The sequence below is a fragment of the Blastococcus sp. VKM Ac-2987 genome, from assembly GCF_026967805.1.
GTDB lineage: Bacteria > Actinomycetota > Actinomycetes > Mycobacteriales > Geodermatophilaceae > Blastococcus.
Genome location: NZ_JAPVBG010000001.1, coordinates 783626 through 796766, shown reverse-complemented (window position 1 = coordinate 796766; position 13141 = coordinate 783626). Strand labels below are relative to the sequence as shown.

General features: G+C 75.1%; 18 protein-coding genes and 1 tRNA gene. 13 read left to right on the top strand and 6 right to left on the bottom strand.

All coding sequences use genetic code 11. The features are described 5' to 3' along the window. Positions 1–29: 29 nt before the first annotated feature. On the bottom strand, positions 30–434 hold the full coding sequence (locus tag O2W17_RS03865; RefSeq protein ID WP_269191077.1) for a YjbQ family protein: 405 nt from the start codon (positions 432–434) through the stop codon (positions 30–32). 90 nt (positions 435–524) lie between these two features. Here O2W17_RS03865 and rph point away from each other — a divergent pair, with 90 nt between their 5' ends. The 5 genes from rph (at position 525) to O2W17_RS03840 (ending at position 4355) form a co-directional block, all read left to right on the top strand. Next, positions 525–1247: a ribonuclease PH gene (gene rph, locus O2W17_RS03860; RefSeq protein WP_269191076.1), complete on the top strand. Its 723-nt coding sequence runs from the start codon at positions 525–527 to the stop codon at positions 1245–1247. Further along, a complete protein-coding gene (gene rdgB, locus O2W17_RS03855) occupies positions 1244–1855 on the top strand; it encodes an RdgB/HAM1 family non-canonical purine NTP pyrophosphatase (protein WP_269191075.1) in 612 nt (203 codons plus the stop codon). Before rph ends, rdgB begins: the two co-directional genes overlap by 4 nt. Positions 1856–1982: 127 nt before the next feature. After that, a complete protein-coding gene (locus O2W17_RS03850; RefSeq protein ID WP_269191074.1) occupies positions 1983–2498 on the top strand; it encodes a DinB family protein in 516 nt (171 codons plus the stop codon). A 41-nt stretch (positions 2499–2539) separates the two neighbouring features. Continuing rightward, complete coding sequence (locus O2W17_RS03845; protein ID WP_269191073.1) at positions 2540–3460, top strand: DUF6910 family protein; 921 nt, start codon at positions 2540–2542, stop codon at positions 3458–3460. 103 nt (positions 3461–3563) lie between these two features. Further along, positions 3564–4355 (top strand): hypothetical protein, encoded by a 792-nt coding sequence (locus tag O2W17_RS03840; protein WP_269191072.1) that lies wholly within the window; start codon positions 3564–3566, stop codon positions 4353–4355. Here the strand turns inward: O2W17_RS03840 and O2W17_RS03835 are convergent. Next, positions 4352–5272, bottom strand: coding sequence for a LysR family transcriptional regulator ArgP (locus O2W17_RS03835; RefSeq protein ID WP_269191071.1), 921 nt, complete (start codon positions 5270–5272; stop codon positions 4352–4354). The two genes, O2W17_RS03840 and O2W17_RS03835, sit on opposite strands and share 4 nt — an antisense overlap. A gap of 71 nt (positions 5273–5343) precedes the next feature. Here O2W17_RS03835 and O2W17_RS03830 point away from each other — a divergent pair, with 71 nt between their 5' ends. Continuing rightward, complete coding sequence (locus O2W17_RS03830) at positions 5344–5961, top strand: LysE/ArgO family amino acid transporter (protein ID WP_269191070.1); 618 nt, start codon at positions 5344–5346, stop codon at positions 5959–5961. 23 nt (positions 5962–5984) lie between these two features. On the opposite strand, the gene O2W17_RS03825 is transcribed toward O2W17_RS03830, so the two are convergent. Both O2W17_RS03825 and O2W17_RS03820 read right to left on the bottom strand, forming a co-directional pair. Then, a complete protein-coding gene (locus O2W17_RS03825; RefSeq protein ID WP_269191069.1) occupies positions 5985–6503 on the bottom strand; it encodes a hypothetical protein in 519 nt (172 codons plus the stop codon). Between the two features lie 67 nt (positions 6504–6570). Beyond that, a tRNA-Leu gene (locus tag O2W17_RS03820) sits at positions 6571–6651 on the bottom strand. A gap of 88 nt (positions 6652–6739) precedes the next feature. On the opposite strand from O2W17_RS03820, the gene O2W17_RS03815 reads away from it, so the two are divergent. Both O2W17_RS03815 and O2W17_RS03810 read left to right on the top strand, forming a co-directional pair. Beyond that, a complete protein-coding gene (locus O2W17_RS03815) occupies positions 6740–7036 on the top strand; it encodes a DUF3618 domain-containing protein (protein WP_269191068.1) in 297 nt (98 codons plus the stop codon). 4 nt (positions 7037–7040) lie between these two features. Further along, positions 7041–7529, top strand: coding sequence for a DUF427 domain-containing protein (locus O2W17_RS03810; RefSeq protein ID WP_269191067.1), 489 nt, complete (start codon positions 7041–7043; stop codon positions 7527–7529). Between the two features lie 7 nt (positions 7530–7536). Here the strand turns inward: O2W17_RS03810 and O2W17_RS03805 are convergent, their stop codons facing one another. Further along, positions 7537–8151, bottom strand: coding sequence for a TetR/AcrR family transcriptional regulator (locus tag O2W17_RS03805; protein ID WP_269191066.1), 615 nt, complete (start codon positions 8149–8151; stop codon positions 7537–7539). 124 nt (positions 8152–8275) lie between these two features. On the opposite strand from O2W17_RS03805, the gene O2W17_RS03800 reads away from it, so the two are divergent. Continuing rightward, positions 8276–9373 (top strand): EAL domain-containing protein, encoded by a 1098-nt coding sequence (locus O2W17_RS03800; protein WP_269191065.1) that lies wholly within the window; start codon positions 8276–8278, stop codon positions 9371–9373. Between the two features lie 19 nt (positions 9374–9392). On the opposite strand, the gene O2W17_RS03795 is transcribed toward O2W17_RS03800, so the two are convergent. Next, positions 9393–9974 carry a histidine phosphatase family protein gene (locus O2W17_RS03795; protein WP_269191064.1) on the bottom strand — a complete coding sequence of 194 codons (582 nt, stop codon included), beginning with the start codon at positions 9972–9974 and terminating at the stop codon, positions 9393–9395. A 57-nt stretch (positions 9975–10031) separates the two neighbouring features. Here O2W17_RS03795 and O2W17_RS03790 point away from each other — a divergent pair, with 57 nt between their 5' ends. From O2W17_RS03790 to O2W17_RS03775, 4 genes are all read left to right on the top strand, one after another. Continuing rightward, positions 10032–10886 carry an aldo/keto reductase gene (locus O2W17_RS03790; RefSeq protein WP_269191063.1) on the top strand — a complete coding sequence of 285 codons (855 nt, stop codon included), beginning with the start codon at positions 10032–10034 and terminating at the stop codon, positions 10884–10886. A 136-nt stretch (positions 10887–11022) separates the two neighbouring features. Next, entirely contained in the window at positions 11023–12177 is a 1155-nt protein-coding gene (locus tag O2W17_RS03785; protein WP_269191062.1) for an acyl-CoA dehydrogenase family protein, read from the top strand. After that, the gene (locus O2W17_RS03780) at positions 12170–12853 is read left to right on the top strand and encodes a PaaI family thioesterase (RefSeq protein WP_269191061.1); all 684 of its coding nucleotides are present in this window, start codon (positions 12170–12172) and stop codon (positions 12851–12853) included. The genes O2W17_RS03785 and O2W17_RS03780 overlap by 8 nt, the downstream gene beginning before the upstream one ends. A 62-nt stretch (positions 12854–12915) precedes the next feature. After that, positions 12916–13137, top strand: a complete 222-nt coding sequence (locus O2W17_RS03775; protein ID WP_269191060.1) for a hypothetical protein — start codon at positions 12916–12918, stop codon at positions 13135–13137. Positions 13138–13141 lie beyond the last annotated feature (4 nt).

Here is a 13141-nt window from a genome sequence, read left to right as displayed (position 1 = left end):
GGTGCTCCGCCCGCAAGGGGGCGGGCACCTCACCCGGCCAGGAAGGAGAAGCGCACCTGCCGCTGGTGGTTGTCGGTGTTGGTGTCCACCAGGCAGATCCGCTGCCAGGTGCCCAGCATCAGCCGGCCCTCCAGCACCGGCACGCTGGCGTGCGGCGGGACGAAGGCGGGCAGGACGTGGTCCCGGCCGTGCCCGGGGCTGCCGTGCCGGTGCCGCCAGCGGTCGTCGCGGGGCAGCAGCTCGTCGAGCTGGGCCAGCAGGTCGTCGTCGCTGCCGGAGCCGGTCTCCAGGATCGCCAGGCCGGCGGTGGCGTGCGGCACGAAGACGTGCAGCAGGCCGTCGGCCTCCGACCGCACGAACTCGGCGCACTCGTCGGTCAGGTCGACGACGACGGGGACGCCGCCGGTCCGGACGGCACGCAGCTCCGATCTCATGACGCCGATCCTGCCCCGTCCGCCGGCCGGGCGTGCACCCGTCCGGCCGCGCGGCGGGGCGGCGGCCGGTGCCCACTACCCTCGGTGGCCGTGACCCGCCCCGACGGCCGTGCGGCCGACCAGCTCCGTCCGGTGACCATCACCCGCAACTGGCTCGACCACGCCGAGGGCTCGGTGCTCGTGGAGTTCGGGCGCACCCGGGTGCTCTGCGCGGCCAGCGTCACCGAGGGGGTCCCGCGCTGGCGCAAGGGCTCGGGCCTGGGTTGGGTCACCGCCGAGTACTCGATGCTGCCGCGCGCCACGCACACCCGCAGCGACCGCGAGTCGGTCAGGGGGAAGATCGGCGGGCGCACGCACGAGATCAGCCGGCTGATCGGCCGCTCGCTGCGCGCCGCCGTCGACCTCGGCGCGCTGGGGGAGAACAGCATCGCGATCGACTGCGACGTCCTGCAGGCCGACGGTGGGACGCGGACGGCGGCGATCACCGGTGCCTACGTGGCGCTGGCCGACGCCGTCTCGTGGCTCGACGAGCGCAAGAAGCTGGCCCGCCCGAAGGCGATCGTCCAGTCGGTCGCGGCGGTGAGCGTGGGCGTCATCGACGGCGAGCCGCGGCTGGACCTGCCCTACGAGGAGGACGTGCGCGCCGGCACCGACATGAACGTGGTGTGCACCGGCGACGGGAGCTTCGTCGAGGTGCAGGGCACGGCCGAGGGTGCGGTCTTCGACCGGCCGACCCTCGACGCGCTGCTCGACCTGGCGGTGGCCGGCTGCGGCGACCTCACCCGGATCCAGGCCGAGGCGCTGGCCCGGTGAGCACCCGGCTGCTGCTGGCCACCCGGAACGCCGGCAAGCTCGCCGAGCTGCAGCGGCTGCTGGAGAGCGCCATGCCGGGGGTGGAGGTCATCGGGCTGCGCGACGTCGAGGAGTACCCCGAGGCGCCGGAGACCGGTGCGACGTTCGCGGACAACGCGCTGCTCAAGGCCCGGGAAGCGGTCCGGTACACCGGCCTCCCCGCGGTGGCCGACGACTCGGGGCTCAGCGTCGACGCGCTGAACGGCATGCCCGGCGTGCTCTCGGCGCGCTGGTCGGGCCGGCACGGCGACGACGACGCCAACACCGCCCTCCTGCTGGGGCAGCTCGCCGACGTCCCGGACGAGCGGCGGGGCGCGGCGTTCGTGTGCGCCGCGGCGCTGGTCACCCCGGACGGGACGGAGCACGTGCTCGAGCGGGAGTGGCGCGGCACGGTCGTCCGCGCGAAGCGGGGGAGCAACGGCTTCGGCTACGACCCCGTGTTCGAGCCGGCCGGCCTGTCGCAGACCTCCGCGGAGCTCACTCCCGCGGAGAAGGACGCCCGCAGCCACCGGGGGCAGGCGTTCGCCGCGCTGGTCCCCGTCCTCGCCGAGGTCCTGGGCGCCCGCTGAGCCCGCCGCCGCTCGGTCGCGGCGGCGGGGGGAGTTCACGACGGCACCCGGGCGGGTGGCCGCGCGCCGTCCGACCGCACCGGAACCCGGCTGACAGGTCCGGGGCCGGGCGCTAGCGTCCGGCCCCGTGAGCCCGCCTCCGCGCGTCCGCCCGCCCGGGGCCGGCGACGAGCGGTCGCAGCTCGTCGGCTGGCTGGACCTGCAGCGGTCGCTGGTGCACCACAAGTGCGATGGGCTGGGCGAGGACGACGCCCACCGCGCCCTCCTGCCCACGTCGCCGCTCATGACGGTGGCCGGCCTCGTCGCCCACCTGCGCTGGGTCGAGCACTGCTGGTTCGAGGTGCTCTTCCTCGGCCGCCCCGCCGGGCCGAACCCGCAGTTCGGCGCCGACCCGAGCGCGGACTTCCGCGTCGACGGCGTCCCGCTGGCGCGGCTGCTGGCGGAGTACGCCCGCCAGTGCGAGATCTCGACGGCGATCACCGCCGCCGCGTCGCTGGACGACCGGGGCCGGTACGAGGGGTACGGGGCGGCCACGCTGTCGCTGCGCTGGATCCTGGGGCACATGGTCGAGGAGGTGGCCCGGCACGTAGGGCACCTCGACGTCATCCGGGAGCTGCTCGACGGGCGGACGGGCTACTACTGACGGCGGGCGTGAGCCGCCGTCGCCGGGGGCACACAGCGGCGATGCGGGTCTTCGTGGACGGCTCCAGGGCGTTGCGCTTCGACGACGGGACGCCGGTGACCGCCGCGTCCGGAGTAGGGCCGCTCGGCGACGGCTGGGTCGTGGTGCAGGACGACGCCACCATCGCCGCCTGGTGGCGGCCCGGCGGGGTCGCGCGGCTGCGCGTGCTGCCGCCGGTGGAGGGCCTGGACGTGTTCCGCGAGGGCGAGGGCACCAAGCACCTCAAGCCGGACCTCGAGGTGGCCTGCCCGGTGGGGGTGGACGGCGGACCGGCCGCGCTGCTGCTCGGGTCGGGCTCCTCGCCGCGGCGCATGCGCGGGGTGGTGGTGCGGCTCGACGGCGGGCACCCGGTGGTCCGGGCCGCCGAGCTGACCGCCCTCTACGAGCGGGTGGCCGAGCGGCTGGACCTGCCGATGGACGAGGTCAACCTGGAGGGCGCGAGCCGCTCCGGCGACGTGGTCCGCTGGTTCAACCGCGGCAACCTGCGGGCCGGCGTCCGCTCGGCCAGCGTGGACGTGCCCCTGGAGTCGCTGGTCGCCGCCGTCCTCGGCCGCGTGGCGGCGTCCGAGGTGCCGGTGCACCGGCCGCAGGAGTACGAGCTCGGCCAGGTCGAGGGCGTGGGCCTGGCGGTCACCGACGCGGTCGCGCTGCCCGACGGGCGGGTGCTGCTGAGCGCCGCCGCCGAGGACACCCCGAACGCCGTGGACGACGGCCCGGTGGTGGCCACCGCGCTGGCCCTGGTCGACGGGGACACCGTGGTCGCGGTCACCCCGGTCCCGGAGGTCGGCGGCCACGTGCACAAGGTGGAGGGCCTCGCCCTGCGGCACGTCGACGACGGCGTCGTCCACCTGCTCGCGGTGGTGGACGACGACGACCCGGACGCACCGTCGGCCGCGCTGGACCTGCGGGTGGAGCTCGGCTGACTCCCGGGGCGGGGGGTTCCGGCACCTGCGGCACCATGTCACGGGGTCCGGGGTCCGGGGTCCGGGGTCGTCCGGACGCCGTCCGATGCGTGCGGAGGTGGTCGTGGACGAGCCGGCCGAGGCGCTGCTGTGGGCCGCGCTGCGCGAGGGACGGCGGGACGACGCCGTCCGGGCGCTCCTGGCGCTGCCCGCGGACCGGCGCCGGCGGCTGCGTGCGCCGGTACGGCGGCACGACCGGCTGGTGGGCAGCCGGGCGATCGGCGAGCGGGCGCCGGCGGGGGAGTGGGCCGGCGAGCTCCGCGCCGGGCACCACTCCGCGGCCGCGGCCGCGGTCCTCGGCTGCTCGGCGGTGGAGCAGGCGGTGACCTACGCCCCGCTGATCCCGCCGGACTCGGCCGACCTGCCGAAGGCGTTGTTCCCCGGGCAGCTGGACGCCTTCGCGCGCGAGTGGTTCGCCAGGTTCCGGCGCAACCCGAAGGCGTGGGACCGCATCGGCGGCCTGGATGCGCCTTTCGACTGGGCGCACGAGGGGCTGATCCCCGCCCCGGTCGACGACGGCGCCGTCCTCTACCTGATCACCTCGGTGCCGCGTGCCCAGGACGGGCCGGACCTGCTCCGCTACCTCGAGGCCCGGCCGTGCCTCGTCGAGGTCACGCTGCGCCGGATCTTCGACGTGGACGGCATCCGCGGAGCGTCCCTCGCCCAGCGCGACGAACGCGAGCGCCCGGGCCGCCGGATGGCCGACTTCGTGATCCCCGAGCTCGTCCGCCGGGGCCACTGGACGGCGGAGTTCGTCGAGGACGGCATCCGTCGGGCGCTGGCCCGGGGGCAGAGCCCCTACCTGGCGCGCTGGTTCACCCGGCTGGCGGAGCACGTCGCGGCGCCGAGCCGTTAGCCGGCGTCCGTACCGTCCCAGCGGCGCAGCCGGGCGTGCGCGGCGTCGACGAGCCCACGGGCGACCCGGTCCAGCGGTCCGGACTCCAGCCGCCACTGCTGCCAGTACAGCAGGACGTCGACCGCGCCGGCCGGGTCGAACGGGACGACCGCGCCGTCGCGCCGGTCCGGGAGTGCGGGGCGGCGGTCCGCCAGCTGGAGCTCGGGCAGCAGTCCCCAACCGAAACCGAGCGCGACGGCGGTGAGGAAGTCCGCCGACGAGGGGACGTAGTGGAGGGGCGGGTCGGCCGCCGCCAGGTGCCGGTGCAGGTAGGCGTGCTGGAGGTCGTCGCGGCGGTCGAAAACCACCACGGGCGCCCGCTGCAGCGCTGCGGCATCGGGGCCGTCCGGGAACCAGCGCTCCACGAACCCCGGTGCGGCGCAGGGCAGGTAGCGCATCCGGCCGAGCGGCGTCACCCGGCAGCCGGCGACCGGCTCGGCGTCGGAGGTGACCGCACCCATCACGGTGCCCGCCCGGAGCAGCGCACTGGTGTGCGTCTGGTCGGAGCTGTGCAGGTCGAAGCGCAGCTCCCCGGCCAGCGGGGCCAGCGCCGGCAGGACCCAGGTGGCCAGCGAGTCCGCGTTGACCGCGATCGGCACGACCGGCGGCCGGCCGGGTGAGGCGGCCTCCAGGTTGCGGCCGGTGTCGTCGACGAGCATCCCCACCTGGCGGGCGAGCCGCAGCACCGGCTCCCCGGCGGTGGTGACGGTGGCCGGCCGCCCGCGCTGCACCAGGACCCGGCCGGTGGCCACCTCCAGGGCGCGCAGGCGCTGCGAGATCGCGGACGGGGTGACGTGCAGCCGTCGCGCGGCGCCCTCGAGCGAGCCCTCGTCGATGACCGCGACGAGTGTGCGGAGCTGCCCGAGGTCGACGTCCATGAAGCAACGCTAACCCGGCATGAGAAAGATGAGATGGACTGTTGCGGGGACCGCTCCTAGCGTAGGCCTCCGTGACGACGGGACTGCTGGCCGCGCTGGCCGGGCTGGGGATGGGGCTCTCGCTGATCGTGGCCATCGGCGCCCAGAACGCCTTCGTGCTGCGGCAGGGGCTGCGCGTCGAGCACGTGACCGTGGTCGTGGCGGTGTGCGCGGTGTCGGACGCCGTCCTCATCCTCGCCGGGGTGGCCGGCAACTCGTGGCTCAGCGCGCGAGTGCCCGACGCGATCACCGCCATCCGGCTGGGCGGCGCCGCCTTCCTGCTCGGCTACGCCGCCCTCGCGGCCGGCCGGGCCCTGCGTCCGACCTCGATCGCCGTGGACGCCGGCGGCACCCGGAACGGCCTGCTGGCCACCGTGCTGACCTGCGTGGCGCTGACCTGGCTCAACCCGCACGTGTACCTGGACACCGTGCTCCTGCTGGGGTCGGTGGCCGACAGCCACGGCGCGGGCCGGTGGTGGTTCGCGGCGGGCGCCGTCGTCGGCAGCCTGCTGTGGTTCGGCGCGCTCGGCTACGGCGCGCGCCTGCTCCGCCCGCTGTTCGCGCGCCCGGCCGCCTGGCGGGTCCTCGACGCCGCCATCGCCGTCGTCATGGCCGGCCTGAGTCTGGGGCTGCTGGTCAGCGCGTTCTGAGGGTCCGTGCCGGAGAGCCGGAGTCAGTCGCCCGCACGGAGGAGCTCGGCCCGCCGCGCCAGACGTGCGGGTGCGGCGAGCACGACGACGAGGAGCGCCGCGCAGGCCGCGGCGGCGAGCCACCACCAGGGCGACCGCGCGACGGCGAGGAAGCCGCTGACGACCAGCAGGACGGCGGCGGACGTGAGCGCGCGCGTCCGGGTGGCGCGGAGCCCGAGCAGCCGGTCCTCGACGAGGCGCAGCGCGGCTTCCCGCTGACCGGCGTCCTCCGGCGCGGGGCCCCGGCGGGCCGCCCGCTCCACGACGGCCCGCTCGTGCTCGGGCAGCTGCCCGGCGCCCGCCGTCGAGTCCTGGATCGTGGTCGCCGTCAGGAACCCGAGCACCGGGGCGCAGACGACCGTTCCGGCGACCCCCATGAGGGCGGCGGCCGGCCAGCTGTGGTCGCCGGTCAGGCGGAACAGCAGCACGGCGAAGGGCGCCAGGAGCAGCCCCATCGCGACGGCGAGCTTCCACCAGGGCGCACGCAGCATCCACTCGTCCACACCGGCATCCTGCGAGGAGGCCGCCGTCACCGCCTCCGTCGTCACCCGGTCGGGTGCGGTCGGATCGTGCGGGAGGGGGGACTCGAACCCCCACGCCCGAAGGCACCAGATCCTAAGTCTGGCGTGGCTGCCGTTACACCACTCCCGCGTGGCTCCGGAGTGTAGGAGCACCCCGGTCGGGCGCCCCCGACGACGGTGACCGCGCTGACCTGCGCCGCGTCTGGCAGGCTGTCGCCGTGCCCCGCGACCCACGACAGATCCAGCTCGAGATCGATTCGGCCCGCGAGTCGCTGGCCGCCACCCTGGACCAGATCGCCTACCGGAGCAGCCCGACGCGCCTGAAGGCGCAGGGCAGGGACGCCGTGCAGCGCTTCCTGCAGACCCCGGCGGGCCAGGCCACCATGGGCGCCGTCGGCCTGCTGGTCACGCTGGTCGTGGTCCAGAAGGTCCGGCACCGCAACAAGGTCGTGGTCCAGAAGGTCCGGCACCCCAACGCGGTCGTGGTCCGGAAGGCCCGGCGCCGCAACGACTGATCCGGTGCGCCGCGACCCGGTCGGACCCGGCCAGGAGTCGGTCTGGGACTACCCCCGGCCGCCCTCGGCCGAGGTGACGGGGCGGCACGTCGTCGTCGAGCTCGGCGGACGCGTGCTCGCCGACACCCGGCGGGCGGTGCGGGTCTGCGAGACCAGCCACCCGCCGGTGTACTACGTCCCGCGCGAGGACGTCGCCGACGGCGTGCTGGTGCGCGCCGCCGGCAGCTCGGTGTGCGAGTGGAAGGGCGCGGCCACCTACTGGGACGTCGTCGTCGACGGTCGCCGGTACCCCGGGGTGGGCTGGTCCTACGAGGACCCGGCGCCGGAGTACGAGCACCTGCGCTCGGCCGTCGCGTTCTACCCGGGGAAGGTGGACCGGGCGCTCGTCGACGGTGAGCAGGTGCGGCCGCAGCCGGGCGGCTTCTACGGCGGGTGGATCACCGACGAGGTCGCCGGGCCCGTCAAGGGCGGGCCCGGCACGCTCGGCTGGTGACGGGAGCTCAGGCCTGGTCGCGCACCAGCGGCAGCACGACGGTGTCCAGCACCTCGTCGGCGTAGGCGACGTCCACGGTGCGGCCGGTGAGCAGCCAGCGCTGGACGAGCAGGGCGCTGATCGTCTCGGCGGCCACCGAGGTCCGGAACTCCGGTCGCACCTCGCCGCGCGCCTCGGCGTTGGTCCACACCTGCTCGAACGACTGCTGCCAGACCGCCAGCGGGCCGTTCTTGAAGGCCTCGGCCAGCGCCGGGTGGCGCGGCACGGTGGACAGCAGCGACAGGGTGGCCGCGCCGGTCGGGCCGTTCACCACGCCGACCAGCGCGTGCATGATCTCCCGCAGGTCGCCCTCGAGGGAGCCGGTGTCAGGGCTGTGCGCCTCGTCGCGGTTGAGGTCGGAGATGGTGTCGACGACCAGGTCCTGCTTGGTGCGCCACCGCCGGTAGATCGTCGCCTTGCCGACCCCGGCCTCCGCCGCGACCGCGTCCATGGTGAGCGCGCCGTAGCCCACGTCGGCCAGCAACCGGAGGATCGCGGCGCGGATGACGCCGTCCCGGCTGGGGTCGCGCGGCCGGCCGCCGCGGCTGGGACGGGCGACGTCGGCGGTGGGGAGAGCGGCCATGGGCAAACCTTAGACAGTCAAGTTGTGAAGATGCTGAGTGTCCCCCGCGGTACCCCCGGAAGTGGTTCCGATACCGCCGCGCGCCTGTCCCGTGCGTCACTGCCGGTAGGTCACCCTGGCATCCGTGGGAACCATCTGCGGTGGTGTCTGCGGATGCCGCCAGAACTGGGAGGTGCCCGGCCGGGCGAGCCGGGCGCTGCTGGCCACCTCGATCGGGCACGTCCTGCCGCACGTCGCCCGGACGGCCAAGGCCCTCGGCCTGGCCGTCCACTCCGCGCCCCAGCTGGTCGACGTCGCCGACGACCGCGGCGGCCCCGGGCTCGAGCGGCTGTTCCAGCGGCTGGCCCGTGAGCTGACCGCTGCCGAGACCGAGGCGGTGCGGGTGGTCACCGACCCGCCGGCCGACGATCCAGCGTTCACCGCCCGCCTGCTCACCGCGCCGACCCTGGCCGTCGAACTGGCCCGGCGCGGGGTCACCGTCGAGGTCGGCGTCCTCGCCGACGCCGAGTTCTGGTCGGTCTACCAGCCGATCGTGTCGCTGGCCGACCGCTCCGCCGTCGCCCACGAGGCGCTCCTGCGGGGGCTGGTCGACGGCCGCGAGGTCGGTGGTGGCGACCTGTTCTTCGTGGCCGAGTCCGCGGGCTGGCTGCACCGCCTCGACCGGATCGGCCGGGAGGCGGCCATCACCGGTTCGATGCCGTGGCTGGGCGACGACGACCTGTTCATCAACTTCAACCCGACCTCGATCTACCGGCCGCAGGTGTGCCTGGCCAGCACCGAGCGGGTCGCCCACGAGACGGGCATCGACCCGCGCCAGCTGGTCTTCGAGGTGGTGGAGTCGCACGCGATCGCCGACCGCGGGCACCTGGTGTCGGTGCTGGAGCACTACCGCTCGCTGGGCTGGCGGGTGGCGCTGGACGACGTCGGCGCCGGCTGGTCGAGCCTGTCGCTGCTGGCCGCCGTCCGCCCCGATGTCGTGAAGCTGGACAAGGAGCTGGTGCAGGAGCTGCCCGACGACGGCGCCCGCACCGTGCTCAAGGCGGTCACCGACCTGGCCCACCAGCTCGGCGCCGTCGTCGTCGCGGAGGGCATCGAGACCGAGCAGCTCGCGGAGGAGGTCACCGCGCTCGGCGCCGACATGGGCCAGGGCTGGCTGTTCGGCCGGCCGGTCCGGCCCGAGGCGCCGGTGGAGGAGCCCGAGAGCCGCTGGCAGCCGGTCTAGCGCCCTCGCCGCCGCGGGGTCAGCCGAGGGCCCACCCGGTGAGCACCGGGCGGCCGTGCTCGTGGCCGAGGATGCCGTAGTGCCCGGCGGGCAGGGCGAACAGCGCACCGGCCTCGGGAGCCAGGCCGAGCCACCTCGCGGTGAGCACCCGCAGCACGTGCCCGTGCGCCACCAGGGCGACGTCGCCGTCGTCGAGCCGGGCGCGGGCGCGGTCCAGCACCCGGTCCACCCGCCGGCCGACGTCGTCCAGCGTCTCCCCGGGTACCGCCGCGGTGGCCGTGCCGTCCCGCCAGATCGACCACTCCCGCCCGAGCTCCGCGCTGATCTCGGCCGTGGTGCGTCCCTCGTAGCCGCCGTAGTCGAGCTCCACCAGGTCCGGGTCGACGGCGGTGGACCCGAGCCCGGCGAGGTCGGCCGTGCGGCGGGCCCGCAGCAGGGGGCTGACCCGGACCTCGGCGAACGTCCGCCCGCCGAGGACCGTGCGGAGCGCGCGGGCCTGCTGCTCGCCGTCGGCCAGCAGCGGGAGATCGGTGGACCCCGTGTGCTGACCGCTCCGGCTCCACTCCGTCTGCCCGTGCCGCAGCACCACGATCTCGCCCATGGGCCCATCGAACACGCTGCCGGGAACAGCGGCGCGGCCCGGCGTGCTGGCCCGGACATGACCACCGCGCAGAGCACCGACATCTTCTCCATCGGCGGGGACCTCCCCGTCCACCGGCTCGGCTACGGCGCCATGCAGATCACCGGGCCCGGGGTCTGGGGCGAGCCGGTCGACCGTCCTGGTGCCCTCGCCGTCGTGCGCGCCGCGATCGAGCAGGGCGTCGACTTCATCGACACCGCCGACTCCTACGGCCCGCAGGTCAGCGAGCAGATCATCGCCGAGGCCGCCTTCCCGTACCCCGACGGCCTGGTCATCGCCACCAAGGCCGGCCTGACCCGCACCGGCCCCGGCGTGTGGCCGCCGTGCGGCCGGCCGGAGTACCTCACCCAGCAGGTCGAGCTGTCGCTGCGGAACCTGAAGGTCGACCGCATCGACCTCATCCAGCTGCACCGCATCGACCCCCAGGTGCCGCTGGCCGACCAGCTCGGCGCCTTCAAGGAGCTGCAGGACCAGGGCAAGGTGCGGCACATCGGTGTCTCGGAGGTGTCGGTCGACGAGCTGGAGGCCGCCCGCGAGATCGTCGACGTCGTCAGCGTGCAGAACCTCTACAACCTGACCAACCGGCAGAGCCAGGACGTGCTCGACTACGCCGCCGCGGAGGGCATCGCGTTCATCCCGTGGTTCCCCATCGCCACCGGTGACCTCGCCGCGCCGGACAGCCCGGTCGCCGCCATCGCCCGCGAGCTGGGCGCCACGCCGTCGCAGGTGGCCCTGGCCTGGCTGCTGCAGAAGTCGCCGGTCATCCTGCCCATCCCGGGCACGAAGTCCGTCGACCACCTCACCGAGAACCTCGGCGCGGCGAAGCTGACGCTCTCCGACGAGGACATGACCCGCCTCGACGCGCTGGCCTGACCCGCCCGGCGAGGCAGAGGCATAGGAAGCTTTGCCCGCGTCCGGAGGCTTCGGGCGCAGGCAAAGCCTCCTATGCCGGGTCGGCGGCGGGGGACCCGGCGCCACATGTCGCTCGGTGAGGCGTCACCATGGCTCCGTGGACGCCGAGGACTTCCGCCAGGTCAAGACCGCCGTTCGTCAGCTGATCCGTGAATCGGTCGTGCCCCGCGAGGAGCAGATCGAGGACGAGGACCGCATCCCCGACGACCTGCGCGCGCAGGCCGCCGAGATGGGCCTGTTCGGCTACGCGCTGCCCGAGGAGCACGGTGGCCTCGGCGTCACCATGAGCGAGGACGTCGAGCTCGCCATGGAGTTCGGCTACACCACGCCGGCGTTCCGCTCCCTGTTCGGCACCAACAACGGCATCTCCGGGCAGGTGATCGCCCGGTTCGGCAACGACGAGCAGAAGAAGAAGTACCTGCCGGGGCTCTCCGCCGGGAAGCTGATCGGCTCCTTCGCCCTGACCGAGGCCGAGGCCGGTTCGGACCCCTCCGCGCTGCGGACGTCCGCCCGCCGCGACGGCGACGAATGGGTCATCAACGGCAGCAAGCGCTACATCACCAACGCGCCGATCGCCGACCTGTTCGTCGTCTTCGCCCGCACCGACCCGGAGCAGAAGGGCGGCCGCGGCATCTCCAGCTTCGTCGTCGAGACGACGACGCCGGGCGTCACCGTCGGCCCGCGCGACAAGAAGATGGGCCAGGCCGGTGCCTGGACCAGCGAGGTCTACTTCGACGACGTGCGGGTGCCCGCCGAGGCGCTGGTCGGCGAGGAGGGCCGGGGGTACGCCAAGGCCCTCACCGTCCTCTCCCGCGGTCGCCTGCACATCGCCGCGCTCTGCGTCGGCATGGCCCAGCGGGTGCTCGACGAGTCGGTCGCCTACGCCGCCACCGCCAAGCAGGGCGGGTCGCCGATCGGCCGCTTCCAGCTGGTGCAGGCGATGCTCGCCGACATGCACGCCGAACTGCTCGCCGGCCGCAGCATGGTGCGCGACGTCGCCGCCCGGTACGACTCCGGCGAGGACACCTCCGTCGGCCCGTCGTCGGCCAAGCTGTTCTGCACCGAGATGGTCGGCCGCGCCGTGGACAAGGCCGTGCAGGTGCACGGCGGCATGGGTTACCTGCGGACGACGCCGGTGGAGCGCTTCTACCGCGACGCCCGCCTCTTCCGCCTGTACGAGGGCACCAGCGAGGTCCAGCGGGTCATCGTCGGCGGCGCGCTGCTGCGCGAGGCCGGCATGGCGCGTGGCTGAGCGACCGCAGCTCTCCACCGCGGAGCGCGACGCCCGGCGCACGGCCGTCGGCGACCTCGGGTCGGCGCTGCGCGACCTCGTCGACGCCGCGGTGCGCACCGAGGTGCCGATGACGGAACTCGCCGACGTGGCGGTCGCCGTCCGGCAGCTCGCCGGGCGGCTGCGGGCCGACGGCCGGGAGGTGCACGAGATCGCCTCGGTCGACGACCCGGCGACCGGCGAGCGCTGGTACAGCCCGGTCTACGGGCCGGGCAACCCGGTCGCCCCGCCCATGGAGGTGTCCAGCACCCCGGACGGCCGGGCGACCGGCCGGGTCACGCTCGGCAAGCCGCACGAAGGGCCGCCCGGCCTGGTGCACGGGGGCGTCGTGGCCACCCTGCTCGACCACGTCCTGGCCCGCGCGGTGCGGGCGGCCGGGCGCGGCGGGCTCACGGCCACGCTGACGGTCACCTACCGGCGTCCGGTGCAGCTGGGTGTGCCGCTGGTGGTGACGGCGGAGCTGGGCACCACCGAGGGCCGGCGGACCACCGCCACCGCGCGGCTGGCCGCGGCCGACGCCCCGGCGACGACGCTGGCCGAAGCGGAGGGGCTGTTCGTCGCGCTGCGGCCCGAGCGGGCCGCCGACGTCTTCGCGCGCACCGGGCGCGACGTGGGGGCCTGGACCAGCCGGAGCTGACACCGGTTCGGGAGCCGCCCGGCACCCGTGACCGGCACCGCCCTGCACCTCGTCGCGGAGGCGTGCTCGGTGACCCGGGCGGTCCAGCCGGCCTCGGTCCGACGGCGTCACCGCGTCGAACCGCTGCGGAGCTGCTGCGGCGGGCGGCGCTGCTGGCGGCGTCCCGCATCCCGGACGGCGACCGGCTCGCGGTGTCCGCCGACGACCTGGGCGCGGCGCTCGACGAGCTGCTGGACACCCGCAACGCGATGACCCGCACCCTGCTGGTCAGCGCGCCGGGCTGACCGG